This window comes from Shinella sumterensis (genome assembly GCF_004514425.2).
Taxonomy (GTDB): Bacteria; Pseudomonadota; Alphaproteobacteria; order Rhizobiales; family Rhizobiaceae; genus Shinella; species Shinella sumterensis.
The window spans coordinates 13,506-38,884 of the sequence record NZ_MYFN02000022.1 but is presented as its reverse complement, the minus strand read 5'-3'; the positions used below and the strand labels follow the sequence as shown (position 1 = coordinate 38,884).

At 61.3% G+C, this 25,379-nt stretch carries 38 protein-coding genes and 1 tRNA gene; 31 read left to right on the top strand and 8 right to left on the bottom strand.

The features are described 5' to 3' along the window. Positions 1–47: 47 nt before the first annotated feature. From B5M41_RS25005 to B5M41_RS24895, 23 genes are all read left to right on the top strand, one after another. Complete coding sequence (locus B5M41_RS25005) at positions 48–779, top strand: XRE family transcriptional regulator (protein WP_134651804.1); 732 nt, start codon at positions 48–50, stop codon at positions 777–779. 1,093 nt (positions 780–1,872) lie between these two features. After that, a complete protein-coding gene (locus B5M41_RS25000; protein WP_167719411.1) occupies positions 1,873–2,046 on the top strand; it encodes a hypothetical protein in 174 nt (57 codons plus the stop codon). A gap of 326 nt (positions 2,047–2,372) precedes the next feature. Continuing rightward, positions 2,373–2,705 carry a hypothetical protein gene (locus B5M41_RS24995; RefSeq protein WP_134651806.1) on the top strand — a complete coding sequence of 111 codons (333 nt, stop codon included), beginning with the start codon at positions 2,373–2,375 and terminating at the stop codon, positions 2,703–2,705. Next, positions 2,705–2,914: a hypothetical protein gene (locus B5M41_RS24990; protein WP_134651808.1), complete on the top strand. Its 210-nt coding sequence runs from the start codon at positions 2,705–2,707 to the stop codon at positions 2,912–2,914. The genes B5M41_RS24995 and B5M41_RS24990 overlap by 1 nt, the downstream gene beginning before the upstream one ends. After that, positions 2,901–3,119: a hypothetical protein gene (locus B5M41_RS24985; protein WP_134651810.1), complete on the top strand. Its 219-nt coding sequence runs from the start codon at positions 2,901–2,903 to the stop codon at positions 3,117–3,119. Before B5M41_RS24990 ends, B5M41_RS24985 begins: the two co-directional genes overlap by 14 nt. Before the next feature lie 11 nt (positions 3,120–3,130). Continuing rightward, on the top strand, positions 3,131–3,529 hold the full coding sequence (locus B5M41_RS24980) for a zinc-finger-containing protein (protein WP_134651812.1): 399 nt from the start codon (positions 3,131–3,133) through the stop codon (positions 3,527–3,529). Beyond that, a complete protein-coding gene (locus B5M41_RS24975) occupies positions 3,526–4,506 on the top strand; it encodes a PD-(D/E)XK nuclease-like domain-containing protein (RefSeq protein WP_230640344.1) in 981 nt (326 codons plus the stop codon). Before B5M41_RS24980 ends, B5M41_RS24975 begins: the two co-directional genes overlap by 4 nt. Positions 4,507–4,508: 2 nt before the next feature. Next, complete coding sequence (locus B5M41_RS24970) at positions 4,509–5,948, top strand: AAA family ATPase (protein ID WP_134651814.1); 1,440 nt, start codon at positions 4,509–4,511, stop codon at positions 5,946–5,948. Continuing rightward, the gene (locus B5M41_RS24965; protein ID WP_134651816.1) at positions 5,945–6,139 is read left to right on the top strand and encodes a hypothetical protein; all 195 of its coding nucleotides are present in this window, start codon (positions 5,945–5,947) and stop codon (positions 6,137–6,139) included. Before B5M41_RS24970 ends, B5M41_RS24965 begins: the two co-directional genes overlap by 4 nt. 252 nt (positions 6,140–6,391) lie before the next feature. Next, positions 6,392–6,820 (top strand): DUF968 domain-containing protein, encoded by a 429-nt coding sequence (locus tag B5M41_RS24960; protein ID WP_329959106.1) that lies wholly within the window; start codon positions 6,392–6,394, stop codon positions 6,818–6,820. Continuing rightward, positions 6,817–7,071, top strand: coding sequence for a hypothetical protein (locus B5M41_RS24955; RefSeq protein ID WP_134651819.1), 255 nt, complete (start codon positions 6,817–6,819; stop codon positions 7,069–7,071). The genes B5M41_RS24960 and B5M41_RS24955 overlap by 4 nt, the downstream gene beginning before the upstream one ends. Then, positions 7,068–7,313 carry a hypothetical protein gene (locus tag B5M41_RS24950; RefSeq protein WP_134651821.1) on the top strand — a complete coding sequence of 82 codons (246 nt, stop codon included), beginning with the start codon at positions 7,068–7,070 and terminating at the stop codon, positions 7,311–7,313. The genes B5M41_RS24955 and B5M41_RS24950 overlap by 4 nt, the downstream gene beginning before the upstream one ends. After that, complete coding sequence (locus B5M41_RS24945; RefSeq protein WP_134651823.1) at positions 7,310–7,663, top strand: hypothetical protein; 354 nt, start codon at positions 7,310–7,312, stop codon at positions 7,661–7,663. Before B5M41_RS24950 ends, B5M41_RS24945 begins: the two co-directional genes overlap by 4 nt. Further along, positions 7,660–8,202 (top strand): hypothetical protein, encoded by a 543-nt coding sequence (locus B5M41_RS24940; protein WP_134651825.1) that lies wholly within the window; start codon positions 7,660–7,662, stop codon positions 8,200–8,202. Before B5M41_RS24945 ends, B5M41_RS24940 begins: the two co-directional genes overlap by 4 nt. Beyond that, positions 8,195–8,542, top strand: a complete 348-nt coding sequence (locus B5M41_RS24935; protein ID WP_134651827.1) for a hypothetical protein — start codon at positions 8,195–8,197, stop codon at positions 8,540–8,542. Before B5M41_RS24940 ends, B5M41_RS24935 begins: the two co-directional genes overlap by 8 nt. Next, entirely contained in the window at positions 8,539–9,111 is a 573-nt protein-coding gene (locus B5M41_RS24930; RefSeq protein ID WP_134651829.1) for a hypothetical protein, read from the top strand. Before B5M41_RS24935 ends, B5M41_RS24930 begins: the two co-directional genes overlap by 4 nt. Further along, entirely contained in the window at positions 9,101–9,763 is a 663-nt protein-coding gene (locus tag B5M41_RS24925; RefSeq protein ID WP_134651831.1) for a hypothetical protein, read from the top strand. The genes B5M41_RS24930 and B5M41_RS24925 overlap by 11 nt, the downstream gene beginning before the upstream one ends. Further along, the gene (locus tag B5M41_RS24920; protein ID WP_134651833.1) at positions 9,760–10,440 is read left to right on the top strand and encodes a hypothetical protein; all 681 of its coding nucleotides are present in this window, start codon (positions 9,760–9,762) and stop codon (positions 10,438–10,440) included. The genes B5M41_RS24925 and B5M41_RS24920 overlap by 4 nt, the downstream gene beginning before the upstream one ends. Continuing rightward, positions 10,437–10,631 (top strand): hypothetical protein, encoded by a 195-nt coding sequence (locus B5M41_RS24915; RefSeq protein WP_134651835.1) that lies wholly within the window; start codon positions 10,437–10,439, stop codon positions 10,629–10,631. The genes B5M41_RS24920 and B5M41_RS24915 overlap by 4 nt, the downstream gene beginning before the upstream one ends. Beyond that, complete coding sequence (locus B5M41_RS24910) at positions 10,628–10,828, top strand: hypothetical protein (RefSeq protein ID WP_134651837.1); 201 nt, start codon at positions 10,628–10,630, stop codon at positions 10,826–10,828. Before B5M41_RS24915 ends, B5M41_RS24910 begins: the two co-directional genes overlap by 4 nt. Beyond that, a complete protein-coding gene (locus B5M41_RS24905) occupies positions 10,825–11,064 on the top strand; it encodes a hypothetical protein (RefSeq protein ID WP_134651839.1) in 240 nt (79 codons plus the stop codon). Before B5M41_RS24910 ends, B5M41_RS24905 begins: the two co-directional genes overlap by 4 nt. Beyond that, positions 11,064–12,323 (top strand): hypothetical protein, encoded by a 1,260-nt coding sequence (locus B5M41_RS24900; protein WP_134651841.1) that lies wholly within the window; start codon positions 11,064–11,066, stop codon positions 12,321–12,323. The genes B5M41_RS24905 and B5M41_RS24900 overlap by 1 nt, the downstream gene beginning before the upstream one ends. 368 nt (positions 12,324–12,691) lie before the next feature. Then, positions 12,692–13,015: an RcnB family protein gene (locus B5M41_RS24895; protein ID WP_134651843.1), complete on the top strand. Its 324-nt coding sequence runs from the start codon at positions 12,692–12,694 to the stop codon at positions 13,013–13,015. Positions 13,016–13,069: 54 nt separating this feature from the next. Here the strand turns inward: B5M41_RS24895 and B5M41_RS24890 are convergent, their stop codons facing one another. Then, positions 13,070–13,549: a DUF2938 domain-containing protein gene (locus tag B5M41_RS24890; protein ID WP_134651845.1), complete on the bottom strand. Its 480-nt coding sequence runs from the start codon at positions 13,547–13,549 to the stop codon at positions 13,070–13,072. Between the two features lie 60 nt (positions 13,550–13,609). Continuing rightward, a complete protein-coding gene (locus B5M41_RS24885) occupies positions 13,610–13,897 on the bottom strand; it encodes a hypothetical protein (RefSeq protein WP_134651847.1) in 288 nt (95 codons plus the stop codon). A 163-nt stretch (positions 13,898–14,060) separates the two neighbouring features. On the opposite strand from B5M41_RS24885, the gene B5M41_RS24880 reads away from it, so the two are divergent. Further along, positions 14,061–14,135, top strand: a tRNA-Asn gene (locus B5M41_RS24880). A gap of 121 nt (positions 14,136–14,256) precedes the next feature. On the opposite strand, the gene B5M41_RS24875 is transcribed toward B5M41_RS24880, so the two are convergent. Next, positions 14,257–14,448 (bottom strand): hypothetical protein, encoded by a 192-nt coding sequence (locus B5M41_RS24875; protein ID WP_134651849.1) that lies wholly within the window; start codon positions 14,446–14,448, stop codon positions 14,257–14,259. A gap of 72 nt (positions 14,449–14,520) precedes the next feature. Continuing rightward, a complete protein-coding gene (locus B5M41_RS24870) occupies positions 14,521–14,724 on the bottom strand; it encodes a hypothetical protein (RefSeq protein ID WP_134651851.1) in 204 nt (67 codons plus the stop codon). A gap of 225 nt (positions 14,725–14,949) precedes the next feature. On the opposite strand from B5M41_RS24870, the gene B5M41_RS24865 reads away from it, so the two are divergent. The 6 genes from B5M41_RS24865 to B5M41_RS24840 all read left to right on the top strand — a co-directional run bounded on the left by B5M41_RS24865 (position 14,950) and on the right by B5M41_RS24840 (position 20,286). After that, on the top strand, positions 14,950–16,215 hold the full coding sequence (locus tag B5M41_RS24865; protein ID WP_134651853.1) for an SAM-dependent methyltransferase: 1,266 nt from the start codon (positions 14,950–14,952) through the stop codon (positions 16,213–16,215). 125 nt (positions 16,216–16,340) lie between these two features. Next, complete coding sequence (locus B5M41_RS24860; RefSeq protein WP_134651855.1) at positions 16,341–17,381, top strand: cysteine synthase A; 1,041 nt, start codon at positions 16,341–16,343, stop codon at positions 17,379–17,381. A gap of 5 nt (positions 17,382–17,386) precedes the next feature. Beyond that, positions 17,387–18,130: an alanyl-tRNA editing protein gene (locus B5M41_RS24855; protein WP_202402365.1), complete on the top strand. Its 744-nt coding sequence runs from the start codon at positions 17,387–17,389 to the stop codon at positions 18,128–18,130. A 12-nt stretch (positions 18,131–18,142) separates the two neighbouring features. Next, a complete protein-coding gene (sseA, locus tag B5M41_RS24850) occupies positions 18,143–18,997 on the top strand; it encodes a 3-mercaptopyruvate sulfurtransferase (RefSeq protein WP_134651857.1) in 855 nt (284 codons plus the stop codon). Between the two features lie 2 nt (positions 18,998–18,999). Next, entirely contained in the window at positions 19,000–19,581 is a 582-nt protein-coding gene (locus tag B5M41_RS24845) for a GNAT family N-acetyltransferase (protein WP_134651859.1), read from the top strand. A gap of 144 nt (positions 19,582–19,725) precedes the next feature. After that, entirely contained in the window at positions 19,726–20,286 is a 561-nt protein-coding gene (locus tag B5M41_RS24840) for an OmpA family protein (RefSeq protein ID WP_134651861.1), read from the top strand. 67 nt (positions 20,287–20,353) lie between these two features. Here B5M41_RS24840 and ald read toward each other — a convergent pair whose 3' ends face one another. Next, the gene (gene ald, locus B5M41_RS24835) at positions 20,354–21,472 is read right to left on the bottom strand and encodes an alanine dehydrogenase (RefSeq protein ID WP_134651894.1); all 1,119 of its coding nucleotides are present in this window, start codon (positions 21,470–21,472) and stop codon (positions 20,354–20,356) included. 160 nt (positions 21,473–21,632) lie between these two features. Between ald and B5M41_RS24830 the strand changes: the two genes are divergently transcribed. Then, positions 21,633–22,094 carry an Lrp/AsnC family transcriptional regulator gene (locus B5M41_RS24830; RefSeq protein ID WP_134651863.1) on the top strand — a complete coding sequence of 154 codons (462 nt, stop codon included), beginning with the start codon at positions 21,633–21,635 and terminating at the stop codon, positions 22,092–22,094. On the opposite strand, the gene B5M41_RS24825 is transcribed toward B5M41_RS24830, so the two are convergent. The 3 genes from B5M41_RS24825 to ilvA all read right to left on the bottom strand — a co-directional run bounded on the left by B5M41_RS24825 (position 22,091) and on the right by ilvA (position 25,208). Then, positions 22,091–23,338, bottom strand: coding sequence for a GGDEF domain-containing protein (locus B5M41_RS24825; RefSeq protein ID WP_134651865.1), 1,248 nt, complete (start codon positions 23,336–23,338; stop codon positions 22,091–22,093). The two genes, B5M41_RS24830 and B5M41_RS24825, sit on opposite strands and share 4 nt — an antisense overlap. Positions 23,339–23,481: 143 nt before the next feature. Further along, positions 23,482–23,796: an HlyU family transcriptional regulator gene (locus B5M41_RS24820; protein ID WP_134651867.1), complete on the bottom strand. Its 315-nt coding sequence runs from the start codon at positions 23,794–23,796 to the stop codon at positions 23,482–23,484. 164 nt (positions 23,797–23,960) lie between these two features. Then, positions 23,961–25,208 (bottom strand): threonine ammonia-lyase, encoded by a 1,248-nt coding sequence (gene ilvA, locus B5M41_RS24815; protein ID WP_134651869.1) that lies wholly within the window; start codon positions 25,206–25,208, stop codon positions 23,961–23,963. Positions 25,209–25,379 lie beyond the last annotated feature (171 nt).

The following is a 25,379-nucleotide window of genomic DNA, read 5'->3' as shown; positions in this document are numbered from 1 at the left end:
TTTCTTGTCAATGCCTATCGCATTTTTCTTTACGCTACAAAATGCGCATGACTGATGATCAAGAAATCGGCGCTCGGCTTAAGCTTGCTCGGCAGGCGGCGGGCTTCAGATCGGCAAAGGCCGCTGCGGAATCGCTCGGCGTTGCCTACCCTACCTATGCACAACACGAGAACGGCACTCGCGGCATCGTCCGGGAGGCAGAGCTTTACGCCCGGCGGTACAAGGTATCACTCGACTGGTTGATGCGCGGTCGCGGCGCTGGCCCTGCTGGATCGTCTGCGAACGACAACGACGAGGATGTCGACGCCCCGATTACCTCTGCAGTTCCGAACGCCAGCTTCCCACCGGTCTACCAGCAATTCCCGAGTACTCGACGTATTCCGCTTTTCGGCCAGACCGAGGCCGGGCCGAATGGCAAGTTCATCATGAACGGTGCGCTTGTCGCTGATGTCTTCTGCCCGCCAGGCCTTGAGAATGTTCCGGATGCCTATGCCGTTCGCGTGTACGGCACCTCTATGGAGCCGCGGTACAAGGCGGGCGAGACCGTCTGGCTTAACCCGCAGCTGCCGGTGCGTGCCGGCGACGATGTTGTGGTGCAGCTCAAACCGTCGTTCGATGGAGACGAGATGGCGAGCTACATCAAGGAATTCAGATCTCGATCGTCAAAGGTTCTGAGGCTGTGGCAGCACAACCCCGAGGAAGGGGAGCCGAAGGAGCTCGTTTTCGATAACGACGATGTCTTCTCGGTCCACAAGGTCGTGCATCACGCCACACTCTGAGCGGCCATCCCTCGCCACAGGGGCTTGATATCCAGCCGTCGCCACGGGCGTGGCCGTGGTGGACAGTCCTTGCAGCGGAGCCGTTCACAAAGGCGCTCGAAGTTGTAGACCCCTGAGAATGTGGCTGACTGGAGCTCCTTGAACCCGAGGGATGATGAGCGTCCGCACTCTTCGCAAGATACCTGGACGCTCGAAAGCTCGCAAAGCATCCTGTTCGCGTCCGAATACTCAACAACCCCGCGCATCCTCACCTCCGCAATGTTCTCATTCCGTTCACGTAGAGAAAGCAGGAGTCAGGCTGAGAGTCGAGTCGAAAGTGATTCGTTTTTGGCGTGAACCTCGTAACCGCTGGCCAGGTCAGCGATATTTTTTCGAACCCGCAAAAATCAAAATCGACGCTTTTCGACCGAGCCCGGCTTCATGTGGAGCCACATGTAGAGGGTCGTCAGCCGTTCGCGCTCGATTTTGATCCACTTGTCCTCTGGGATCATCGCGCATCGCGCCACCAACGACTTCTGCTCTGAGTTCATTCGATGAAGCTGAGACTGTAGATAACCTATCATCTCTATCTTTTCCTTGAGGATTTGAACCCGAGTGGAGGGAGGGAGGAAGCAAAGCTCCCCCTACCCCATGAAGTCACAAAGACCCCAAAAGGCAGGGAGAGCGATGCACTGGCTTGAACCGTCGTTCGGTCGGTCGCTCAGCAGGATGCCTTTCGGCTGATCCGTCCCCATTTTCTGGCAGCGCAGTAGGACTTTCGCTCCCGCGCCTCGGGCTTCACCAGCTCGGGAATTGCACCCGGTCGCCCGTTCGATGGCGACAGAGATACGCTCACACACAAACCTGCGTCAACAAAAAAAGATGCGTTTTGCATTCTTTCCACTTGACTGCGAAAGATGCATTACGCATATTAGCCCTCGTAGACAGCGACCACGAAGACGGCTCCGCCAGATCTGGTCGCGGTGAGAACTGAGTGACGGTCACTCCATCAGGGAGGCGGTCATGTGAAGCGCAGCACGGACAACGCGGCGGGGCCCGTGCCTCGAACAACCCCGCCGCCCCCGGCACACCGGGAACATGAGGAGCAAGGGAAATGGACCATCTCGATCACCAGCGCGCAGTCCTGAAACTCAAGTACGTGCCGTTCAATCACCCGGCCATCGACTGGCACTGCCGCGAAGGCAATCGGAAGGTCAACGAGCGCTTTGCTCGCGAGGGATATCCGAGCCGCGACACCGGTTACGACCCCATCATGTCCGACGCCTGACCGATCTTTAGCGGCATCCGCCTCTCCCATGGGGCGGATCTCGATAGAGATGAACCCAGAGGGGATGAAGATGAAGCAGGCCCGAATCCATCAGATCAGTGACCACCTCTGGTCTCAGGGGAAGGTCGCGCGCTTCGATACCGCCGGGAACATCACCTACACGTTCTATCGGCAGAGCGACAAGCGCGTAATGAGGGCCGGGACTGTCTCGGAATATTTCTCGGATGGCGACGGTCACGTTTGGCGCGTTCGAGCCGACGCCGCCTAACCCCACCCAATTCCGTCCAGACGGGAGAGCGTCCCGTCGCAGTTTGAGGACAATGGCAATGCCCGCATTCAGCATGGAATACGACTTCGATGAATTCGAGCTCTGCCCCGGCATCTTCGCGGCTGGCACGGCGACCTTTGTCGAGGACGGCGACGGCGAGTTCTACGTCTCGCAGATCGTCATCGGCGGGAAGCGGTTCACCCGCAACGGCTACGGCTCGGAACGGTTCTTCACCACGACGAACAAGAACATCTTCCTGCTGATCGCTGACCATTTCGAGAACGACGGTCGGGCGCAGCTCGCGTTCGCCGAGGCGATGGCTGGCGAGGATGATGGCAACCCGGATCGCGCGTTCGACATTCGCCGCGATGAGCAGATGGCGGTGCTGTGATGAAGAGCCCTTCCGAATATTTCACCGAGGCATTCGGCGGCATGCGCGTCATGGAAGTGGATGCGGGAACTGTCATCAAAGACGAGCGCAGCGGCGAGGCCATCACGGTCGATGACGAGACGGTGGCCGTCAAAGGTCGGGTCATGTTCTGCACGAAGAAGGTCGCCGACAAGCTCAAGAACGAGGTTCCTATCCATGGACACGCTTGACCGCTGCGACCTCCGCACCCTTCGCGAATGCGACTGCGAGCCCTCTGGCAAGCCGTGCCATTTCCAGCCCGGCGCCTTCGAAATCATCCGTGACGCGAACAACGACATCGCTCGGCATGGGCCGACGGCACTCATCCTTGCCGCGGCAATCGTCTTCGCAATCAGCCTTTACGCCGCGACCAAGTTCGGCACGACCGGGATTTAGGAGCAGCCAGGATGTCCAAGACCAAAACCATCTTCTGCTGTGGCTGCCAGCGCGACGTCGAGGCTCGGCTGACCAGTGGGCGTGAGACCTACTCGCATCGCCGGGACCTTCACGAACTCCCGTTCTGGAAGTGTGACGGCTGCGGCAACTTTGTCGGTTGCCATCACAAGACCAAGAACCGGACGCGCCCGCTCGGCGTGATCCCGACCCCGGGAATAAAGGCGATGCGATCTGAAATTCACTGCGTCATCGACCCGATCTGGAAATCCGGCCGCGTCGGTCGGCGCGAACTCTACGGGATGATCGCGCACCTGATCGGCGTCAACGAATACCACACGGCGGATATCCGCACGGTCGAACAGGCCCGCGAGGTTAAGCGCGTGGCCAAGGAACTGGGAGCAACGATATGAACCGGAATCCAGATATCGACACCGACGCCTTCCAGTCGATCGGCTCCATCGTCGGCAAGATGGTCGATGGGATGAAGCGCGACATTGCCTATCAGGGCGGGAAGATCACGCGGAATGGCGTTTACCGAAATGTTCCAATGTCCGTTTACCACTCGGACTGCTGCGATGGTCCTTCCATCTCATCCAGTGGCTTGCGCGAAATTGCTCCGCCGGATGGCTGCCCCCTCAAGTTCTGGGACAACAGCTATCTGAACCCGGATCGCGCCCCGGAAGAGCCCAAGGATCATTTCAACCTTGGGAAGGCCGTACATACTTTGCTTTTAGGGGAAGACGGGTTCCGCGATGAATTCGTGATCCGCCCCGAAGAGTTTCCCGACTACAAGACCAAGGCGGCTCGTGAATGGCGTGATGCCCAGATTGCCGCCGGCAAGACCGTGCTTCTCCCTTCCGCTCTGGAACAGATCGAGGGCATGGCCGACCGTGTGGCGCGGGATCAGACGTTCATCGACTTGCTTCGCGGGGATGTTGAGCGTTCCGTCATCTACAAGGACCAGAAGACCGGGGTGTGGGTGAAGACCCGCCCGGACTCCATCCCGACAGACAACGTGATTGCTGATCTAAAGACGACGAGTGATGCCAGCGACCGCGGATGCGCCTTGTCCGTACGCAAGTTCAACTATCACATGCAGTTGGCTCTTGCCGGCACAGCAATCAGGGAAGTTCGCGGGGTCGATATCCGCGACCACGTTCTGCTCTTCATCGAGCCGAAGCGGCCCTACGCCTACAACATCAAGCCGATTGACGCCCAGTACATCGAGCTTGGCGCACGACAGAACCGGGCGGCGCTCAACGCCTTTGCCGAATGCTGGAACTCAGGCTTCTGGCCTACCTATTGGTACAGCGGCGTCACGATCAGCCCGACCGATCAGTTCGAAAAGATGATCGAGAACGAACCCTCCATTCCGAAGGCTGCATAACCATGAAGATCGAACGCGCCGTTCGCGAGAAAACCTATACCCTCACGTCCATTGCCGGTCCTTCCGGCTCAGGGAAGACGTACAGCGCCCTTCTGTATGCCCGTGGCCTTGTAGGCCCCGAAGGCAAGATCGGCTTCATCGACACCGAAAACAAGCGCTCCAGGTTCTACGCCGACGTGGCCGGTGGTTTTGACGTGATCGATCTGGATCCGCCATTCACCTCCGGCCGGTACATCGAGGCCATCAAGGCATTCGAGAAGGCTGGATATACCGCCATCGTGGTCGATAGCATTTCTCATGAATGGGAAGGCTCCGGCGGCGTTCTTGAGCAGGCCGAAGCTATCGAGGACAAGACCAAGCGTGCCGGCCTTCATTGCTGGCAGAAGCCGAAGGCCGGCCACAAGAAGCTCATGAACGAGCTGCTGCAGACCCGCGCCCATCTCATCTTCTGCTGCCGCGTCAAGGAAAAGGTTGTTCAGGCCAAGGGTCGTGACGGCAAGACTGAAATCATTAACGAAGGCTTTGTCGTCGTTCAGGAGAAGTCGTTCATCTACGAGATGACGGTCTCCATGATGCTTGAGGAAGGCACTCACGTCCCTACCCTCCAGAAGTGCCCCGGAGACCTGCTGGCTGCTTTCCCGCAGGGAAGCCGTATCACCACCCAGATTGGCGCTTCTGTCGCTCAGTGGAGCAATGAAGGGCGTTCCGTCGATATGGCGCTGGAAGAGGCGAAGCGGGAGGGTCTTTCCGTAGCCGCTCAGGGCATGGGGCCTCTCACCGCATGGTGGAAGGCGCTCGACAAGGACAAGAAGGCCGTTCTGGAAGCCTTCAAGGACACGCTCAAATCTATCGCTTCTGCCCATGACCAGATGCTTGCCGACCAGATGGATGCCGGAGCGGGCGACATTGGCGAGCGCATCGCACATGCCCGCAAAACGGCAGGCGAGCCCGCTGGAGAGCAAGAGGGCTTCAATCGTGACTTTGTGCGCCAGCAGACGCAAAGCGCGTCCACGGCTCAATCTGACAACCCGAACACCGACGAACGCGGACCCGCCAATGAGGCGTCGTCGGTTAACGGCGAGGCGCCCCCGGCCTCGTCGCAGGACGGAGGCGAGGCGTCATCCCCCTCCGCTTCGTCTCCGTCCTCCCTATCAACCGACATGACCGAAGCCGACCGGGCGCTGTTCATCGAATGCGCCGCCAAGCTGTTCGCGATCACCGTTCAGGATGATCTGGACGGGCCCGCCAAGCGCGGCGTTCTCGCCTCGGCCAAGGACGACTGGAAGAGCACTATCCGACCCGAGCTTCACCCGAAGCTGGCCAGCATCTTCCTTGCGGCCGATTCCATCATCACCGGGAAGAACACCAACCGCGCAGGCGCCATCCGTGAGGTGGCCGGGTGGCTGGAGTGTGCGCCGGAAGAGATCGGCGGTGAGGCATGACCAAGACCTTGATCGACCGCCAGCACCAGATGACGGCCCTCCTCCGCCGAGAACTCGCCGTTGCCGACGCATTGAAGCGCCTGAACGACTACCGCGACGGGATCGGCTGGAAGCAGGAGCGCACGCCGGCTCAGACTGCCATGGTTGCCGACATCCCGCCTATCACGGCCTTCATGGGCATGGAGGGGTGAGTATGTGGTCGCCGTATCAAATTACTGTCCTGCTTCATCACCACACGAGCGCCGCCGAGTTCCCGCGCCGCGATGCTCCGGCATACAACGAGGTGATAACCGGGTTTATGGAAATGGGGCTGCTTCACCGCAATCCAGAGGGATTCTTGACCACGACGGAGCGAGCGCACGCCCTCATCGACATGTGGCGCAGCACACCGCTTCCAGAGATACGGTGGATCGATCCGCGCTCCGACCATCGGGAGGGTTAAGATGGCGATGCGTATCAACACCGCGGCCTTCCGCACCGAACCCGAACCGCCGAAGCGCCGGCCGAAGAAGCGGAGCGACTACCTGTCGTTCCTGCACAAGCTCCCGTGCGTCGTAACCGGCCGGTTTGGCGTCGAGGCAGCCCACGTCTCCTATGCCAACATCTTTCACGGCCATTTCGGTCGGGGAAAGCAGACGAAGGCGCCCGATCGGTTCGCCCTGCCCCTGCATCCCGACGAGCATCGCGCGCAGCACGCCATGAACGAGCGGGAATACTGGACCTCAAAGGGCATCAATCCGCACGAGCTGGCGAATACCCTCTTCGGCATCTGGTCGGATTACGACGAGCCCGAGGCCGTCACCCACTGCACCCATCGTATCAACCAGGGCTTGGCAATGGCCGGCCGGCTGCCTTCGAAGGATTGCACATGACTGACATACCCTTGATCCACATGGACCCGCGCACAATCAAGTCGATCTGGTATGACGGCGAGGACGCTGGCGGATATTCCACTGACGCGCGTTTTGACGGCAGCACCTCCAAGATCGTTGCCTACGGCGAGAACGGCCAGTGCGCTACTGTCCCTTTCTATGCCGTCTATGATCTTGCGGGAAATATCAAGGCCCGCGTGCCCGCGCAGATGGTCACGGTCGTTTATGCCGATGCGGAGGATTCCGCATGACCAAGAAGATAGAAGACGGCGGGCCGGCGTTCAGTGGCAGACGTTTCGAACCGCAGCACGGTGGATCGAACGACCGCGAGCCGTGGAACCCAGGCATGAGCCTCCGCGACTGGTTCGCCGGTCAGGTACTTGCCGGTTTCATGTCCGCAAAGCCCATGCATTTCAACCCCGATGATGACGCAGCGTATTGCTACAGGGTGGCCGATGCCATGCTGTCTGCGCGAAAGGTTGGCTCCGAATGAACAGGTACAGCGCAGAACAGTATCTCTGCATCAGCGCCAGCGAAAGCGGCACTGAGGTCGAGTTGCAGATGGTGGTGGACTTCACCGTCCATCCCGGATCAAAAGCGACAATGATCGACCCGCCGGAAGGACCGCTGGCTGAGGTTGAAGACGTTAAGTTCTTCCTCATGCGCGAGGGAAAGCCATCCCAAACGCCGGCAGCCCTGCCGGTCTGGATGATTAATCTCTTCTGTGACAACGATGATTTCCAGCAGTGGATGCTCTCGGAAGCCGCGGATCAGCATGTTGCCGCAGTCGAGGACGCGGCCGACGCCACGCGCGAAATGATGCTGGAGGACCGTGAAGCATGAGCGACCTGTCCTCACTCATCGCAGACAACACCAAGGAATGGCGCTGTTTTCATTGCGGTGACGTTTTCACGACCGAGCGCGCCGCTAGGCTTCACTTCGGCGCGACCGAATGCAGCGCCCCCGCATGCCAGATTAAGGCCGGTGCGGAGATGAGCATGCTCGAAGCGCTTCGTCGCGCAGAGGATGACGCAGAGCGTGCGACAGCCGCTATGCACAACGAGAGCAGCGAAGGCTGGCGGGCATATCATCATGTGACGACGCGTCTCCGCGAACAGGTCGAGGCCGCCGAAAACCTTGGTTACGAGCGCGGCTTGCGCGATGGACGCCAGGAACACGCAACACTTCGCAACGCTATTAACGCGGTCCTGACGTGGGCAGAACAGCGCTGCCCGTGCGAGAATGAGACGCCTGATCCCTGCCCCCTCTGCGGCGCAAGCGTCGAAAACCTTGAGGCGTGCAAGTCGGCGGAAAACACTATCCCGCATCACCTCCTTACAGATCTCCGCGCTCTTCAGCAGAAAGGCTCCTCCAATGGGTGAGAACGTGAAGCATACGCCGACGCCGTGGAACACCAACTCGCCGGATGAAACCCTCATCCTCGGGCCTGACCGACAGATTGTGGCGACCACGCTCCAAGACGAGGAGGACTATCAGGCGAATTACGATACGCGCGCGGCTGACGCCGAACTGATCGTGAAGGCCGTCAACGCCCATGACGAGGCATTGGCCACGTTGCGCGAAGCGTACACTGCCTTGGCCTTCGCCTTCAATCGCATCCAAGGAAGCGCCAGATCGCGTGACGGCGAACTCTGCCAGACCTTCGGCAAGGTGCGGGGTCGGATCGAGAACGTATTCCGCAAAGTCGGAGTGCCGCTATGACCTCCCCCGTATCAGCCATAGAGGCAATAGAGAAGGCAATGGAAGGCGTGACGCATGCGCCCGGTGTGTGGGGGGCGGAAGGCACGGCCGTTTATTGCGATGACAAGACTGGCCAGCGCGTAGCAAGCACCCAAGGCCAGCACCTTCTTTGGACCGAAGATCAGAAGCGCGCCAACGCTCGGTATGTCGCCGCCTGCAATCCCGTCGCCATGCGTGAAGTCCTGGACGAGCTGTACAGGCTCCGAAAAGCTGTCGGCAAGGATGCTCGCGGGTTCATGCAGTCTCTCGTTGACGACGCCAGCCGTTACAACGCTCTCCGCAAAGAAGCAGCCCGCCAGGCAGAGGCGTTGCAGCGGGAGAATGCGGAGCTGCGGGAGGCGGCAGGGTTTGTGAATCCCGCAATGGCCAGCCTCAAAGGCTACGAACGCGACCTTGGCGATAGCCTTCTCGATGAATACGAGATCGGCCGCATCGAGGACAGCCGACACTCCCCATCTTTCCGTATCCGCGTCGGCCACATTCGGAGGCTCGCCCGCGCACTCCTCGGAGGATCTGAAAATGCAGAGTGAAGCAGTAAAGCGAGCGGCAGATGCGATCCTAGCCAAGGTCCCGGTCGGCTACGGCATGACACACGACGAGGCTGCCGAGTATGCCTCAGCCGCCCTCACCGCCGCCCTATCCGATCAAGAGCGGGCGGTAGAGGTGGCTATCAAGCCGCTGGATTGGCATGCCGAGCCGCCTTATCACGTCGCCCGTATGTTCGGGAACGTCTATGCCGTTGAAGCGTGGGATGGCGGCGTAACGCTTTCTGGCATTGGAGGCCGCCGAGACTTCAAGACGGTTTCGGAAGCCAAAGCCGCCGCCCAAGCCGACTACGAACAGCGCATCAGAAGCGCCCTTGTCGATGTGCGGGTAGAGCCGGTAGCAGAGATAGTCGAGGCAACGACGCCGTCCGCACAGATTATCTGCGGTCGAGATATCCTGTTTTACGATGATATGCGCTCTCTTCCCGTAGGAACGAAGCTCTACGCCAGTCCCCATAGAGAAGGAGAGGACAGCGCGGAGGTGTACGAGCGATGCGCAACACTGGCCGAGGAACGGGCCGCTGAGGTCCGTTATGCTTCGTGGGCTGTGGCCCTGAAGCGGCTTGCTCAGGAAATACGAGCCCTCGCCGCCACGCGCAGCGCTTCCGCCAGTACAGCGAAGGGGTGCGCCGAATGACTAAAATAATCATGCCCTGCGCTGTTTGCGGAGCGGATGAAGCAAGCACCTATCTCGGCAAGCCAGGGCCAGGCATCGTTCGATGCTTCGCAGCCGGTTGTGACGCTAAAGTCGGAGGGTATGCCACCGACGAAGAGGCAATCGAGGCATGGAACAAGCGCTATAAAGCGATGGGTGCGGCGATGACGGAAGCCTATTGCTCAGAAGGGCAAGACGGTGACGACCTCAAAGATTGCTTTCTGCACCACGTCAGAACAACGATCGGCTTTTTGGCTTTCGGCGCTCGCACCGGTCCCGAAATGACCATGTATGAGGAGGGATTCAAGGCTGGATATCGACGCTGCAAGGCCGACAACGAACCGGACATAGGTGAAGGCGAATTGGACGATCTGGAGCAAAAGGAGATCACGCTCCTCCAGATTATCGCCGCGATGGGCGGCCAGACCGACAGCAGCGAAAGCAAGTGGAGCTGGCTAAATTGGTTCTGTGCTGACGAAGTTCACTGCGAACACTCAGATACCTTCAATCGCTGCCATACCAAGGGCTGGCTTCACAGCACCCACGACAGCGATACCGATCACAGCGTCACGACGCTGACTGCCGCCGGCCGCGATGTGCTTACCACCCTCAAAGCATCTGGAACCTCCCCTATCCGCCAGAGAGGAGACGGAGAATGAAGCCGGGAACGCTGATGTCCATGGGCGCTTCTGTCGGCGGCTTCTGCCTAGCCCTATCCTTCATAGGTCAGCCGTCCAGCCAGACGATTGTTCTCGTCTTCGCGGCCGGCGCCATCTTCGGCAAGGGCTACGGCGTCTGGGAAGAGCGGACTTCCCGCCGCAACGCACTGGATAAGGAGCGGGGAGAATGAGCCCGGCCCTTCCGTACATCTATCGCTGGAATCGCCAGGACCGGAAAGGCCAGCCCTGCGAGGTCACGGCGCGAGGCACGATGAATTCGTGCGCCGTCCGGTTCGCCGACGGCTACACGATGGTCACGAGCCGGAACGCGCTTATGAAGAACAAGCGCTCCGATGTGCAGAACAATGGGGATATCGGGGAAAGATGAGCAAGCACGCTGTCATCCCTGCCGGTTGCTGGCCTGCTGTCCTGCGCGATGAACTCGCTGCAGCTTATGCCGGAGAGAAGACCGTCGAGGCATTCATGTCTCGCGTCGGCACGGTATGGCCGCGACCGTTCATCGACACTGGCACCGGCAAGGGGAAATTCAGGGCGTGGCGAAAAGTGGATCTGGACAGGATCATCGCCCCAGAACTCGCAGGCGGAGACCTGGAGGTGTTCTGATGGTGCCCATGACAATGCCGCGCTATGTCACCTACAAGCGCAAGAAGGATGGAACCCTCACGTTCTTCTGGTCCTGCCCGACGGCCTTCAAGAAGGTCGGGGCGCCGTTCGCGTCTGTTACGCTCGGCCACGACCTCCCCCAAGCAGAACTCAATGCGGCCGCCGCGGTGTGGAACGAGCGGCTGGACGGATGGCGCGCTGAGCGCTCACCGATGGACCAGCCGGTCGACCTATCCAGATACGGCACGATTGAGTGGTTGGTGAACGCATACCTCAAGCACGATAGCTTTCTCGAGCGCGTCGGGGAGTTCAGCCGGCCCGACTACGTGCGAGTGTTCTCTCGCGTCTGTGACGAAACCATCAAGCGCGAGATGACCGGCGGTGACTTCCGCGTCGGGGATATGAAGATATCCAACGTTGGGGTGAGCACGGCAGAGAAGATCTATAAGGCCTTTGTGGACAAGTCGGCGGCGCGCACGGCGGAGAAGGTTGTCACCTACTGCAAGGCGATGTGGAAGCGCATGCGTCCCCACCATCCCGATCTGTTCCGCCAGGATACGCCGAACCCATGGGAGGGCGTCACGGTCAAGCGCCGCACGAAGGCGGTGAAGGGCTACGCCGATCGAGAGACCACGTATGCTTTCGCTGAAGGCGCTATTGCTCTCGGCCGGCCGGAGCTTGCCGCAGCTGCCGTACTGGCTTTCGAGTGGCTGATGCGCCCCTCCTCGATCGGAGCCGGATACGCCTCATGGGGCGGTTATCGCGGCGAGAGTGCCCCCGACAAGATCATAATCGGCCACAGGAAGACGGCAGAGCGTGCGGAGCACCCCTTGGAGTATGTCGGGGAGGATGGCGACGTTATCGCGCTGTATGCCGAAGCGGAGGCCATTCTGGCGAAGGTTCCGAGATATGGGCTTTCGATCGTGTGCCAGAAGAGTGGGAAACTGTTCGGAGACGGCACCCGCCTGTCGCAGGACGTGAAGGACATCGCTGACCGGCTGGCCGAAAAAGGTAAGCCCGTCGCTGGGTTCACCCTCGATAAGGCGAGGCATGGGGGGATGACTGAGTTGGAAGAGAGGGGCCTGACCGAAGGCCAAGGGCGAGCGCTGTCGAAGCACCGCACCGGGACGGCCTATCGTGGCTATGCGAAAGAGACCGAATTGCGGGTCCTGGAGGCCACGAAAAAGCGCATGGGGATTTCCGAAAGCGCGGAAAATATCAGCAAAATCAATGAGCCAAAAACGGCGAAAAAAGACTAGAAACGCCCCGCTTTTTCGGAAGCGCCGTTGAAATCATTCAATCCTGTTTGGATTTGCAGTCCTCTGCGTAACCACTCCGCCACGAGGCCGTCCGTTTGCTATAAAGCGAGTGGTGCCGGGCGTTTAGAACGAATTGAGAAAGGGCGCAAGGGGCTTCGCTGCGATTGCCATCCTTTTTTCGTTACGGCCGCCCTTCCATCCGGCGCAACAGGGCGTCACCACCCTACCCGCGCCGACATAGTCGATGCAGCGCATTAAAAAGACCAATCTAATATATTGTTTTCCTTACAGGAATGTAATGTTCTCATTCAGTTTTCGTTCATCCCGTCCGCAATAGGGTGTCCTCATCGACAACGAGGAACCACCACATGAAGCTCTTCACCCGCACGCTGCTCGCCGCCGTCGCCCTGTCCTTTGCCGTGGCACCCATGGCACAGGCCCAGCAGCATGGCCATGATCGCAAGCCCGGATATTCTTCCTCCTGGAAGAAGAACGATTACAACAAGAAGCGGCCCCATTGGAGCAAGGGCCAGCGCTATTCGGATTGGAAGCGCCGTCCGCCCGTGCGTGATTATCACCGCCACGGCCTGCGCAAGCCCGGCCGCGGCCAGCAGTGGGTGAAGGTCGACAACACCTATCTCCTGCTGAGCGTCGCATCCGGCCTGATTCTCGGCGTTGCCGCAGCCCGGTAAGCAGAACAAGACAAACGCCACCGTCGCCTTCGGCCGCGGTGGCGTTTTCACATGTCAGCGCAGGAGCAGCGCCGTCCCGTAGAGCCCCAAGCCAAACACCGTATGGGCCAGCAGATTGAAGATGCGCACGGTGTTGGCGTTGGGCAGCCTTGAGGCCGCGACCCCGATGCCGAGGCCCGGCTGCAGCAGAAACCAGCCGGCGGCCACCGTGACGATCCCCCAGATCCAGGCCGGCAGGAAGGTGGGCGCGGCAAGCCAGCCCGGCCCGACCATCAGCACCAGCATCACACCGTAAAGAATGCCGACGGCATAATGAGCGATCCATCCCAGCGCGCGTTCATGGTCATAGGGCGCGGCGCGAGCGATATCGTCGTGAAAGACCGTGCCGTTTTTCAGATACCAGAACCATCGCCCGACGGGCGCCCAGTTGGGGCGCGGCTGGCGGAAGACATTCCATAACAGCACCGCCCAGATATCCATCAGCAGCGTGGCGCCCGTCCCGATCAGGACGCCCTTCAAAAGCAATTCCATCATTTCCCCCATCACGATCAACTTCGCGTTTAGAGCAGGTTCGGATGGGAGAGGCAATGAAGCCTACCGGCGGCCGTCGCGCCGCATCTTGCGCGTCGCCCACCAGACGGCAAAGCGGCGGCGCTGCCGGCGCACGAAATGGGAATCGTGGGAAAGAACAAGCAGGCCGAGCGGCAACATCCAGAAGCCGAGCACCGGCAGGAAGCCGAGAAGTCCGCCGATGACCAGAAGGACCCCGATCAGCGTTCGCATCCATCGCGATTCCGGCAATTTGATCCTGAGCGAACCGATGACGATCTCCCGGGTCCTGGGATCGATACCGAAATGCATGTTGGATTTTCGCGCGGACATTCACGGCTCATTTCTTGTAACGCCCGGAATACCAGGGCTCTTTCTCAACCCAGTTGGCGACTTCTCCACAATCAATCAAGCCCATTGCATTTTTTTGTCAAAAAGCGCTTGGCAAATCGATCAGGCATTTGTATTACGCGCTCACTCCGCAGCGAGCGGATGATCCCTGGTAGCTCAGCGGTAGAGCATTCGACTGTTAATCGACAGGTCGCCGGTTCGAATCCGGCCCGGGGAGCCAGATTCTGAAAGGGGCCGCGCTGTAAAGCGAGGCCCCTTTTTCGTTTCTGATTGATAAGTATTGCGAGACGACACCGTGGGGCACGCAGAGTCCCTCGGCGCTTGTCCGCTTCTATTTCCGATCATCGCAGATTTTCTGGATGACGCTTGATGTTCATCTGGAGTTCGTGGCGGCTGGCGAAGCGGCCGAGCAGCGTCAGCAGCTTGCGTTCCTGCGCCTTGTCGACACCATTCTTCTGGCAATGAGCCGCGACGTCGATGACGGCCCGGCTCTGTGTTTTACCCAACTGGCGATTGTCGATGTGATGGGTCATGGCGGGCCTCCTCGTAAAGCTGACACCGAAAAACCGGCTGAGGCCGCACTTTGTTCCCGTCGGCTTTACATTTTAGGCGACCATGCCCGCGCCGGTCTGGCCGGCCGTGCGCACGGCGCCGTACTCGCGCTCGTGGCGGCTGCGGGATGCCCGGCTGCGCTCGCGCAAAACGGCGGAGGGGTCGCTGCGCAGCACCTCCATCATGCCGTCGGCATAGGTGCCGGTCGCGATGTCGTCGTCCCTGTCGGGGCTGGACTGAAAAAATCCGAAAAACATGAGCGCTCCTCCTTCACGATCGAACTGGACATGCAACGGGCGACATCGAGATTGGTTTCAACGGGCCGCCCGATAGACGCAAAATTAACCATGTTTGCTAACGGGTCGTTAAAGCGGGGTGCTTTTCCCGCACGTCGTTGATCCACTCCAGGACGATTTTCGTATTGGTGTTTCGCCACATTGACGTTAGCCTTCCCCGACATCGGGTTGGCAGAGGGGCAATCGATGATGACCAAAAACCTTACAGAAACGGCGTTTCCGGGCCAGGAGCGGCTGACGCGTGAGACATTTGCCGAGCGCACGAAAGCTTTGCCTCTGCGCGCGCGCATGGTGCTGAAAGGACTTCTGGACATCGAGGCGGGCACGCTCGCCATGACGTTGCCCGTCGGACAAGTCTTCGTGATCGAAGGCGAAAGGCCCGGCCCGGCCGCCGCCGTGACGCTCAACAACTGGAACCTCATTCACCGCGCCGTGAGCGGCGGCACGATCGGCGTCGCGGAAAGCTATATGGACGGCGACTGGGAAAGCCCCGATGCCGGCGCATTCCTTGAACTCGTCCTCGTCAATCCGCAGGTGGGGCGCAACTATGCCAACGGCCCGCGCGGCCTCTTTCTTCTCGTCGAGAAGTTCCGCCACTGGCTGAATGCCAATACGCGCCGCGGCGCGCGCCGCAACATCTCGGCGCATTACGACCTCGGCAACCAGTTCTATTCCCAGTGGCTCGATCCGACAATGACCTATTCGTCGGCGCTTTACACGAGCGGCGCAAACGACCTGACATCCGCGCAGGTCGCAAAATACCGTGCGCTGGCGGAGGCGACCGGTATCGGCCCGAAGGACCATGTTCTGGAGATCGGCTGCGGCTGGGGCGGCTTCGCCGAATTCGCGGCGGGTGAGATCGGCTGCACGGTCACGGGCCTGACCATCAGCCGCGAGCAGCTGGCCTTTGCCCGCGAGCGCATCGCCAGGGCGGGCCTTTCCGACCGGGTCGAGCTGAAGTTCCAGGATTACCGCGACGAGAAAGGCACCTATGACCGCATCGTTTCCATTGAGATGTTCGAAGCGGTGGGTGAGAAGTACTGGCCGGCCTATTTCTCCAAGCTGCATGAATGCCTGAAGCCCGGCGGGCGCGCCGGCCTGCAGATCATCACCATCCTGCAGGAGGCCTATGCGGATTACCGCGCCAACCCCGATTTCATTCAGAAATATGTCTTCCCCGGCGGCATGCTGCCGACACGGGAGCACCTTGCCACGCTCGGCCGCCAATCCGGCCTGTTCACCGCCTCCGACATGGGTTTCGGCCACGATTACGCCCGCACGCTCGCCGAATGGCGGCACCGCTTCTGGGCGGCGTGGGAGCGCATCGTTCCGCTCGGTTTCGACGAGCGGTTCCGCAAGCTGTGGGAGTTCTACTTCTATTATTGCGAAGCGGGATTTCGGGCGAAAAACATCGATGTGCGGCAGGTGGTCTATACACGCCCCCTCGCCTGACCATGACGGTGGAAAAAATCCCTCACGATGAGCGCTTGGCAGGAACAGGATTTCTTGCAAACCGACGGCTGCCGGCCGAAAAGACGCTTCCCATCAAGGCAAACCACATGCGAGGCTCGTCTGCCATGTCCATTCTTCCGTCTGTTCTGGATGCCATCGGCAACACGCCGCTGATCCGCCTCAAGGGGCCGTCCGAAGCGACGGGCTGCGAGATCCTCGGCAAGGCGGAATTTCTCAATCCCGGCCAGTCCGTGAAGGACCGCGCGGCGCTCTCGATCATCCGCAAGGCCGAAGCGGCCGGACAGCTGCGTCCGGGCGGCGTCATCGTCGAGGGAACGGCCGGCAACACCGGAATCGGGCTGGCGCTGGTCGCCCGCGCGCTCGGCTATCGGGCCGTCATCGTCATCCCGGAAACGCAGAGCCAGGAAAAGAAGGACGCCATTCGCGGGCTCGGCGCCGAACTCGTCGAGGTGCCGGCTGTCGCCTACAAGAACCCGAACAATTACGTGAAGCTCTCCGGCCGTCTCGCCGAACAGCTGGCGAAGACGGAACCGAACGGCGCGATCTGGGCCAACCAGTTCGACAACGTCGCCAATCGCGCGGCCCATGTCGAGACGACGGCGCCGGAAATCTGGCGCGACACGGATGGCAAGGTGGACGGCTTCGTCTGTGCCGTCGGCTCCGGCGGCACGCTGGCCGGCGTGGCGGAAGGCCTGCGCGCGAAGAACCCGAACATAAAGATCGCCCTCGCCGATCCCAATGGCGCCGCCCTCTATAACTATTATGCCCATGGCGAACTGAAGTCGGAAGGCAGCTCGATCACCGAGGGCATCGGCCAGGGCCGCATCACCGCGAACCTCGAAGGTTTCACACCGGACTATTCCTACCAGATCCCGGATGCGGAAGCCGTTCCGCTCATCTTCGACCTGATCGAGAACGAAGGCATCGCCGTCGGCGGCTCGTCGGGCATCAATATTGCCGGCGCCATCCGCCTGGCGAAGGATCTCGGCCCCGGCCACACCATCGTGACGATCCTGTGCGACTATGCTAACCGCTATCAGTCGAAACTCTTCAACCCGGACTTCCTTGATTCGAAGGGCCTGCCCGTCCCGGGATGGCTGAAGGCGAAATCGGGGATCAAGGTCCCTTACCAGCCGGTCGAATAGGTCTCATGTCCATAGCCACCACTGCCCTGTTTCGCGACGATTTCTATCTTTCGACAAACGAGGCGGTGGTGACGGCGGTGCATGCCGATGGCGGCATCGAGCTGGACCAGACCTGTTTTTATGCCACGTCCGGCGGACAGCCCGGCGACACCGGCTTTCTGGAGCGCTCCGACGGCAGCCGAATCGCGCTCGGCCCGGCCGTCACCGGTGCCACCAAGGATATCATCATCCACCGCCCGCTGGCCGACGAGACCCTGCCCATCGTGGGCGAAACGCTTGTCGCGCACATCGATTGGGCGCGCCGCTACAAGCTGATGCGCATGCATACGGCCTGCCATCTGCTTTCCGTCGTCTGCCCCTACCCCATCACCGGCGCAGCCGTCGGCGAGGACGAAAGCCGCGTCGATTTCGACATGGCGCAGACCATCGACAAGGACGAGGTGACGGAGAAGCTGATGGGGCTCGTCGGCGAAAACCACCCGATCTTCGTACAATGGATCACGGATGCGGAACTGGCGGCCAATCCCGGCATTGTGAAATCCAAGAACGTGCGCCCGCCGAGCGGCCTCGGCCGGGTCAGTCTGGTCTGCATCGGTGAGAATTCGTCGGTCGACAGCCAGCCTTGCGGCGGAACGCACGTGTCCGAGACGCAAGAGGTCGGCGCCATCTACATCGCGAAGATAGACAAGAAGGGCAAGGAGAACCGCCGGTTCCGCATCCGTTTCGGTGCGCCGGGTTCGGATGCCTGAGAGGAGGATTTGATGTCCAAGGAAAAGAGCAGGTTCGTCGTTTCGGCGGATTGGGTTGAAAAGCAGCTGGGCGCACCGGAGTTCCGCATCGTGGACGCCGCCTGGTATCTGCCCGCGCAGAACCGCAACGGGGCTGCCGAATATGCGAGCGGCCACATTCCGGGCGCCGTATTCTTCGACCAGGACGTGATCGCCGATCATTCCAGCGGCCTGCCGCATACCATACCCTCGCCGGAGTTTTTTGCCTCCGAAGTCGGCAAGCTCGGCATTGCCGATACGGATACGATCGTCGTCTATGACGGGCCGGGCATCTTCACAGCGCCGCGCGTCTGGTGGCTGTTCCGGGTGATGGGTGCCAAAAACGTCTTCGTCATGGATGGCGGGCTGGACGGATGGAAGAAGGAGGGACGGCCGCTCCAGACGGACCTTCCGGAACCCGCCCCTGCCGTCTTCCACACCAATTTCAATCCCTATGCCGTCACCTCCTTCGAGGAAATGCGCGGGATCGTGACGACGCGTGCGCGCCAGGTCGCCGATGCGCGTGGAGCGGGCCGGTTCACCGGCGAGGAAGCCGAACCGCGTGCCGGCATGCGCTCGGGCCATATGCCGGGGGCGAAGAACATGCCGTCGGGCACGTTCTCGGTCGATGGTCATTTCAAGGATCTCGATCAACTCCGCACGCTTTTCGAGGACGCGGGGATAGATCTGTCCAAGCCTGTCGTCACGAGTTGCGGGTCGGGCGTGACGGCCGCGATCATCACGCTCGCGCTGCATTCGCTGGGGCACGAGGACAACACGCTGTATGACGGATCCTGGTCGCAATGGGGCGGACGCGAGGACACGCCTGTCGTGACGGGGAAAGACTGATCATGGCACGGAAGGTCACGCCCGCGCCCATCGCGGTTCATATCACGGCTCTTGAAATGACCGCGCCGCCGAAGCAGAGCCTGCCGGTGCCCGTCAATGTGCACACGGCCATCCTGAATGCGCCGGACATTCCGCTCGCATTCTACCGTTTCCTCTACCGGCAGGTCGGCAGCCGCTGGCACTGGGTCGACCGGCTGCGCATGGACGACGCGACGCTGACGGCAACGCTACATGACAAGCGCAACAGCGTGACCGTGCTCTACGTGAACGGCGCGCCGGCGGGCTTCTTCGAACTCCTCCAGATCGACGCCGATGTCGTCGAGCTCACCCATTTCGGCCTGTTCGAACATGCGCTCGGCCTCGGCATCGGCAAGTGGTTCCTGCTGCAGACGCTCTATGCCGCCTGGACGCTCGGACCGAAACGCGTCAGCGTCACCACGAACAATCTCGACCATCCGCGCGCGCTCCAGCTCTACCAGATGTTCGGCTTCTCGCCTGTGGGCACCGAGGATGCACAGCTCGTCCCGCTCTCAGATGCCGAATTGCTTGAGCTTGCCAAACGCGACTGTCTTCCGCCCACGTGAGGGCGCAACCTACGGCGGAAACCGCGCGCTTGTCCGCCGGCCGTTAAGCAATCTGAACGGGAGATAAAAGCCGGGTTCAGCTCTGCTTCAGATCGACGATGGCATTTTCACGCCAACAGATGATCAACACTACAGGAGACAAGCATGCAACGCCGCGCCTTTCTGACCGCGCTTTCCGCCGCCTTCGCCGCCCCGGCCCTTTCGAGCCTTGCCTTTGCCCAGGAAACGCCGTCGGCAGACGTCATCCTGCGCCGGCTCGATGCCGCTCCGACGCGGCGCATGCGCGAACAGGACCGCGTGACGATCCGCGAGTTCAAGCGCCGGCCGGACCTGCGTGGCGCCGCGCCCTCCATCAATATCCAGTCGATCAACTTTGCCTTCGGCTCCGCCGAAATCCCGCATTCGGAATATCGCAAGGTGCGCCAGATCGCGCGCGCCATGGAGCAGCTGCTGCGCCGCCGGCGTCATGCGGTTTTCCTCATCGAAGGCCATACCGATGCGGTCGGCTCCTTCGAATCCAACCAGATCCTGTCGGAACGCCGTGCCGAATCGCTGAAGCGGGTCCTCGTTCGCGAATTCCTCATCCCCGCCCGCGCCCTTGAAACGGTCGGTTACGGCGAGGAATATCTGCTGGTGCAGACGCAGCTCGAGGAATGGCGCAACCGCCGCGTCACGCTGCGCCGTATCGACGAATTCGTCCGCTGATCGCACGGAAGAACGCCAAAGGCCCGGATCGCTCCGGGCCTTTTCTGTTTCCGGGGATAGCTGCGTCTTACGCGACGTTGAGCACCGCCTCCGGTGCGACGGATTCATAGCCGAGCGCATCGGCGACGGGTCCGTTCGTCACCCGGCCCCTGTGCACGTTGAGGCCGGCACGCAGGTGCCTGTCCTCGGCAATCGCCTTCAGGCCCTTGTCGGCCAATTGCAGGCCGTAATGCAGCGTCGCGTTGTTGAGCGCATGCGCGGAGGTGACCGGCACGGCGCCCGGCATGTTCGCGACGCAATAATGCACCACGCCGTCGACCTCGAAGGTCGGATCGGAATGGGTGGTGGCATGGGAGGTCTCGAAGCAGCCGCCTTGGTCGATGGCGACATCGACGATGACGGCGCCCTTCTTCATGCCCGACAGCATTTCGCGTGTCACGAGCTTCGGCGCGGCGGCACCGGGGATGAGCACGGCGCCGATGACGAGGTCGGCCGCGAAAACCTCTTCCTCCAGCGCATCGATCGTCGAGTAGCGCGTGTGCACGCGGCCGCCGAAGAGATCATCGAGCTGTCGCAGGCGGGGGATGGAGCGGTCGAGGATCGTGACATCGGCGCCAAGGCCCGCCGCCATCCTGGCGGCATGCAGGCCCACCACGCCACCGCCGATGATGGCGACCTTCGCCGGCAGCACGCCGGGCACGCCGCCGAGCAGCACGCCACGACCGCCATTCGCCCTCTGGAGCGCGGTGGCGCCTGCCTGGATGGAGAGGCGTCCGGCAACCTCGGACATCGGGGCCAGCAGGGGCAGGCCCCCGCGGTCGTCCGTCACCGTTTCGTAGGCGATGGCCGTCACGCCCGATTCCAGCAGGCCGCGGGTCTGTTCCGGATCCGGCGCGAGATGAAGATAGGTGTAGAGGATCTGGCCGTCGCGCAGTTGCGTCCATTCGCTCGGCTGCGGTTCCTTGACCTTCACCACCATGTCGGACTTCTGGAAGATGTCGGATGCGGAAGCGACGATGCGTGCGCCAGCGGCGCGATAGGCATCGTCATCGGCGCCGATGCCGGAGCCCGCCCCTGTCTCGATGATCACATCATGGCCATGGGCGACGTATTCGCGCACCGCGCCGGGCGTCAGGCCGACACGATATTCATGATTCTTGATTTCCTTCGGACAACCGACACGCATGCGCGTTCCTTCCCAGTCTGTTTCCATTGCTCCTCCCGCCGTATCGGCGGACGTCCATGGAAGCAGAGGATGCGCGCAATGTCCTTGCAAAGCGGCTTTGCGCCAGAGACGGATATCGAATAATATTCGAAAAAGTGGATGGATTCCGAAGGAAATTCGAATGTCTCAGCTCGACGCCATCGATACTGCGATCCTGAAAGTCATTCAGCAGCATGGCCGCATATCCAATGCGGAGCTTGCCGAGCGTATCGGACTATCCCCCTCCGCCTGCTCGCGCCGTCTCGACATCCTTGAGAAATCCGGCGTCGTGACCGGTTATCATGCCCGCGTCTCGGCCAAGGCGCTCGATTACAAGATGATCGCCATCGTGCACATCTCGCTGTCCGGCCAGTTTGCCAAGACGCTCACCGAATTCGAGGCGGCCGTGAAACTCTGTCCGAACGTCTTGGTCTGCTACCTGATGTCGGGGGAGTACGACTATATCCTGCGCGTCGCGGCGAAGGACCTCGAGGACTACGAGCGCATCCATCGCGACTGGCTCTCCGCCCTGCCCCATGTCGTGAAGATCAATTCGAGCTTTGCCCTGCGCGAGGTCATCGACCGCCCGAATGTCGGGATCTAGCCTGCAACGACCCGGTTGCGGCCGGCGCTCTTGGCGGCATAAAGCCGGGTATCGGCGGCCGATAGCAGCGCATTCAGTGTCGTGCCGTCGGTGTAGCTGTTGGCCACGCCGATACTGACCGTGACGGCGACACCGTCCGGTCGGCGGATGTCCGCCTCCACCAACGCGCGAAGAGCCTCGGCATGCGCTCTCCCGGCCTCCGGCCCAAGATCCTCGCAGATCACCACGAACTCCTCCCCGCCGAAGCGGAAGAGACGATCGCCGCTGCGCACCGCGGTTTGCAGGCGGCCGGCGAGGTCTTTCAGAACGCTGTCGCCGGCAAGGTGGCCGAAATGGTCGTTGATGTCCTTGAAATGATCGGCGTCGACGATCATCAGCGCCATGGGCTTGCCCGCGGCCATCATGGACGACAGCATGCGCGGCGCCTCGAATTCCAGCCGGCTGCGATCGTAGACGCCGGTCAGGGCATCGCGGCCCGAGCGATCCAGCAGGTCCTCGTAGCGTTCGCGGAACGTGAGGTCGGCGAAGATATCGGAGATCGGCCGCGGCGAGACCGGAATGGCCGATATGCGCGAATAATAGAGATAGACCGAGATGAGCACGGCATAAGCGCAGGCCGCCATCATCTTGGCGATCCAGCCGCCCCAGAAAACGGCGATCGGTGCCCCGTTCAGGAAGTTCAGCGCCGCGTAGAAACCGATCTGGTCGAAGGTCAGGACCACGACGCCGGCGACGAAGAAGCGCATGGTCGTGCTCTTCCTGAAGACGCGACCAAGGCGCTCGTAGAGCAGGATGATGGCGAGCGAATCGACATAGAGCAGCATGGTGCCCCAAAGCATCAGCCAGCCCATCTCGTCGATGAAGGCAAGATCCGCCACGCGCCCCGGCACGGCACCGATGGTCTGGTGATGACGCAGGAAGAAACTTAGGCCCACCGTCAGGAAATTGCCGGCCAGAAGGCCGTAGATCGGCGCGCGCACGACGGCCGCATCCTCCTTCACGTAAAGAAGCAGGATCATCATCAGCTTGCCGGAGAACAGCACGGATGAGCCCGGCGAGATCACGCCGAACGGCAGCTCGATATAGAAGACGGCGGCAAGGTAGGTTTCGAGGAAGTGCATCACACCGAGGGCCGCGACGAAGACCCCGATGCCAAGCTGGTGGCGCATATGCAGGATCGCCACCATGAACACGAAATAGAATCCGGCCTCGATGAGAAGCAGGATCAGATTTTCAGTTCCCATGGCCGGCCCGTCGCGTCATCGACCGCCTCCCGGGCGGCCGTATTCAATGATGTTTCAGCCGATACAGGCAAACACGCCGGTTCTCCAGCACGCTTGCGCAACGGTCGCCATTTTTCGGAAGGCTTGTTGCGGTCGGTCGGACGTCAGACCTGCCGGCTTTCCACGCCATCGGCAAAAAGCGATGCGCCATGCTGGTCGGCGATCTGCCTGGCCTTGCGGAACGCCGTGGCCACCGTGTCGTCGCGCGAGGTGAAGATGTCCGCACGAATGAAGCTGCGGACCAGCACCCTGTCGCCGTCGTGCTTTTCGATTCGCCCGGCCAGACGGTACTGGCTGCCCTCCTGGATCGGGGCTGCGACAAGAAGAAGGTCGTTATAGGCCTCGGTTTCCTCGGCAACCTTTGCCGGAGATGCCGAGCCGCCGCCGCGACCGAAGAGTTTTGAGAAGAATGAAGCCATGTCCGAGTGCTACCACAGGCCACGGCGCCCTCCAAGAGCAGAGCGCCATGCCGACGGTTCTCCCAGAGCATTTCCGTTGAAAAACAGACTGCCCGGAAATGCTCCATCTTTTGTTTTGCCGCATTGTCCGACGCCGAAGCGATCCCGCTTCGGCTGGAAATGCTTTAGATGATGAGGTTGGCGAGGATCTCGTTTTCGGTGATGTCCTGATAGCCGAGCCCCGCCGCATCGAAGGCAGCCCTCAGCGCGGTAAAATTCTCCGGTGCCTTCGTCTCGATGCCGATCAGGATGGAACCGAAGTTGCGGGCCGACTTCTTCAGGTACTCGAAGCGGGCGATATCGTCGTCGGGGCCGAGCATGTTGAGGAAATCCCGTAGCGCGCCGGGGCGCTGGGCCAGCCGCAGGATGAAGTACTTCTTCAGGCCCGCATGGCGCATCGCGCGCTCCTTGACGTCGGGCAGGCGCTCGAAATCGAAATTGCCGCCGGAGACGACCGCGACCACCGTCTTGCCTTCGAGCGCCTCACGTCCGAGCGCCTCCAGCGCCGTCAGCGACAGCGCCCCGGCAGGCTCGAGCACGACGCCCTCCACATTGAGCATGTCGACCATCGTCACGCAGATCGCATTCTCCGACAGCAGCATCACCTGGTCGGACGAAAAGCGCTTCAGGGCGTCGAAATTGAGTGTACCGATCTGCGCGACCGCCGCCCCGTCGACGAAGTTGTCCACCTTGTCGAGCGTCACGACCGCGCCGCTCTCCAGGCTGCGCTTGAGGCTCGGTGCGCCCTCAGGCTCGCAGAACAGGAAGCCCGAGGGATCGATCACGTCTCTGAAATAGCCGGTGACGCCGGAGGCCAACCCGCCGCCGCCGACCGGCAGCACCACGAGATCGGGCAGCCTGCCCTCGCCGAGCTGCGCGGCGATCTCGGCCGCCACCGTCGCCTGGCCCTCGATGATGTCGTGGTGGTCGAAGGGCGGCACCATCAGCGCGCCGGTGGCCTCGGCGTGGTCTCGGGCGGCCTTGTAGCACTGGTCGAAAAAGTCGCCGACGAGCCTGATCGTGACGAACTCGCCGCCGAACATGCGGGTCTTGTCGATCTTCTGCTGCGGCGTCGTCACCGGCATGAAGACCACGCCCGGCACGCCGAAATGGCGGCAGACGAAGGCGAAGCCCTGCGCGTGATTGCCGGCGGACGCGCAGACGAAACTGCGCGCGCCCTGCGGATCGGCCAGCACCTTGCGCAGGAAATTGAACGCCCCCCTGATCTTGTAGGAGCGAACCGGCGAGAGATCCTCGCGCTTGAGATAGATCTCGGCACCATAGCGGGCGGAGAGATGTTCGTTGAGCTGGAGCGGCGTTTCGGGAAAGAGCCCGCGCAAGGCGTCCAGGGCTGCGTCGACGTCGGATGTCATTCTGTGGTCCGTCTTCGGTTGGGATGCGGTTCGGTAGGCTGCATGTCGTGCCTTCGGCAAGGACAGAGACAGACGAGGACGATCATTCTTCCGGCCCTTTTACGATCCCGTGGCGCGCCCATGCGCGGTGCGGCGCAACCGATCCCGCCGCCGATCCCGCCGCCTTGGGCG

Coding starts and splice junctions, on each gene's coding strand:
- B5M41_RS24885 (WP_134651847.1), bottom strand. CDS start 13,897: ATGTCCGCGCGAAAATCCAACATGCATTTCGGTATCGATCCCAGGACC.
- B5M41_RS24930 (WP_134651829.1), top strand. CDS start 8,539: ATGACCTCCCCCGTATCAGCCATAGAGGCAATAGAGAAGGCAATGGAA.
- sseA (WP_134651857.1), top strand. CDS start 18,143: ATGTCCAAGGAAAAGAGCAGGTTCGTCGTTTCGGCGGATTGGGTTGAA.
- B5M41_RS24840 (WP_134651861.1), top strand. CDS start 19,726: ATGCAACGCCGCGCCTTTCTGACCGCGCTTTCCGCCGCCTTCGCCGCC.
- B5M41_RS24905 (WP_134651839.1), top strand. CDS start 10,825: ATGAGCAAGCACGCTGTCATCCCTGCCGGTTGCTGGCCTGCTGTCCTG.
- B5M41_RS24820 (WP_134651867.1), bottom strand. CDS start 23,796: ATGGCTTCATTCTTCTCAAAACTCTTCGGTCGCGGCGGCGGCTCGGCA.
- B5M41_RS24960 (WP_329959106.1), top strand. CDS start 6,392: ATGGCGATGCGTATCAACACCGCGGCCTTCCGCACCGAACCCGAACCG.
- B5M41_RS24910 (WP_134651837.1), top strand. CDS start 10,628: ATGAGCCCGGCCCTTCCGTACATCTATCGCTGGAATCGCCAGGACCGG.
- ilvA (WP_134651869.1), bottom strand. CDS start 25,208: ATGACATCCGACGTCGACGCAGCCCTGGACGCCTTGCGCGGGCTCTTT.
- B5M41_RS25005 (WP_134651804.1), top strand. CDS start 48: ATGACTGATGATCAAGAAATCGGCGCTCGGCTTAAGCTTGCTCGGCAG.
- B5M41_RS24925 (WP_134651831.1), top strand. CDS start 9,101: ATGCAGAGTGAAGCAGTAAAGCGAGCGGCAGATGCGATCCTAGCCAAG.
- B5M41_RS24875 (WP_134651849.1), bottom strand. CDS start 14,448: ATGACCCATCACATCGACAATCGCCAGTTGGGTAAAACACAGAGCCGG.
- B5M41_RS24830 (WP_134651863.1), top strand. CDS start 21,633: ATGTCTCAGCTCGACGCCATCGATACTGCGATCCTGAAAGTCATTCAG.
- B5M41_RS24920 (WP_134651833.1), top strand. CDS start 9,760: ATGACTAAAATAATCATGCCCTGCGCTGTTTGCGGAGCGGATGAAGCA.
- B5M41_RS24980 (WP_134651812.1), top strand. CDS start 3,131: ATGTCCAAGACCAAAACCATCTTCTGCTGTGGCTGCCAGCGCGACGTC.
- B5M41_RS24955 (WP_134651819.1), top strand. CDS start 6,817: ATGACTGACATACCCTTGATCCACATGGACCCGCGCACAATCAAGTCG.
- B5M41_RS24825 (WP_134651865.1), bottom strand. CDS start 23,338: ATGGGAACTGAAAATCTGATCCTGCTTCTCATCGAGGCCGGATTCTAT.
- B5M41_RS24990 (WP_134651808.1), top strand. CDS start 2,705: ATGAAGAGCCCTTCCGAATATTTCACCGAGGCATTCGGCGGCATGCGC.
- B5M41_RS24845 (WP_134651859.1), top strand. CDS start 19,000: ATGGCACGGAAGGTCACGCCCGCGCCCATCGCGGTTCATATCACGGCT.
- B5M41_RS24995 (WP_134651806.1), top strand. CDS start 2,373: ATGCCCGCATTCAGCATGGAATACGACTTCGATGAATTCGAGCTCTGC.
- B5M41_RS24945 (WP_134651823.1), top strand. CDS start 7,310: ATGAACAGGTACAGCGCAGAACAGTATCTCTGCATCAGCGCCAGCGAA.
- B5M41_RS24855 (WP_202402365.1), top strand. CDS start 17,387: ATGTCCATAGCCACCACTGCCCTGTTTCGCGACGATTTCTATCTTTCG.
- B5M41_RS25000 (WP_167719411.1), top strand. CDS start 1,873: ATGGACCATCTCGATCACCAGCGCGCAGTCCTGAAACTCAAGTACGTG.
- ald (WP_134651894.1), bottom strand. CDS start 21,472: ATGCGTGTCGGTTGTCCGAAGGAAATCAAGAATCATGAATATCGTGTC.
- B5M41_RS24915 (WP_134651835.1), top strand. CDS start 10,437: ATGAAGCCGGGAACGCTGATGTCCATGGGCGCTTCTGTCGGCGGCTTC.
- B5M41_RS24890 (WP_134651845.1), bottom strand. CDS start 13,549: ATGATGGAATTGCTTTTGAAGGGCGTCCTGATCGGGACGGGCGCCACG.
- B5M41_RS24895 (WP_134651843.1), top strand. CDS start 12,692: ATGAAGCTCTTCACCCGCACGCTGCTCGCCGCCGTCGCCCTGTCCTTT.
- B5M41_RS24970 (WP_134651814.1), top strand. CDS start 4,509: ATGAAGATCGAACGCGCCGTTCGCGAGAAAACCTATACCCTCACGTCC.
- B5M41_RS24935 (WP_134651827.1), top strand. CDS start 8,195: ATGGGTGAGAACGTGAAGCATACGCCGACGCCGTGGAACACCAACTCG.
- B5M41_RS24865 (WP_134651853.1), top strand. CDS start 14,950: ATGATGACCAAAAACCTTACAGAAACGGCGTTTCCGGGCCAGGAGCGG.
- B5M41_RS24860 (WP_134651855.1), top strand. CDS start 16,341: ATGTCCATTCTTCCGTCTGTTCTGGATGCCATCGGCAACACGCCGCTG.
- B5M41_RS24950 (WP_134651821.1), top strand. CDS start 7,068: ATGACCAAGAAGATAGAAGACGGCGGGCCGGCGTTCAGTGGCAGACGT.
- B5M41_RS24870 (WP_134651851.1), bottom strand. CDS start 14,724: ATGTTTTTCGGATTTTTTCAGTCCAGCCCCGACAGGGACGACGACATC.
- B5M41_RS24965 (WP_134651816.1), top strand. CDS start 5,945: ATGACCAAGACCTTGATCGACCGCCAGCACCAGATGACGGCCCTCCTC.
- B5M41_RS24975 (WP_230640344.1), top strand. CDS start 3,526: ATGAACCGGAATCCAGATATCGACACCGACGCCTTCCAGTCGATCGGC.
- B5M41_RS24940 (WP_134651825.1), top strand. CDS start 7,660: ATGAGCGACCTGTCCTCACTCATCGCAGACAACACCAAGGAATGGCGC.
- B5M41_RS24900 (WP_134651841.1), top strand. CDS start 11,064: ATGGTGCCCATGACAATGCCGCGCTATGTCACCTACAAGCGCAAGAAG.
- B5M41_RS24985 (WP_134651810.1), top strand. CDS start 2,901: ATGGACACGCTTGACCGCTGCGACCTCCGCACCCTTCGCGAATGCGAC.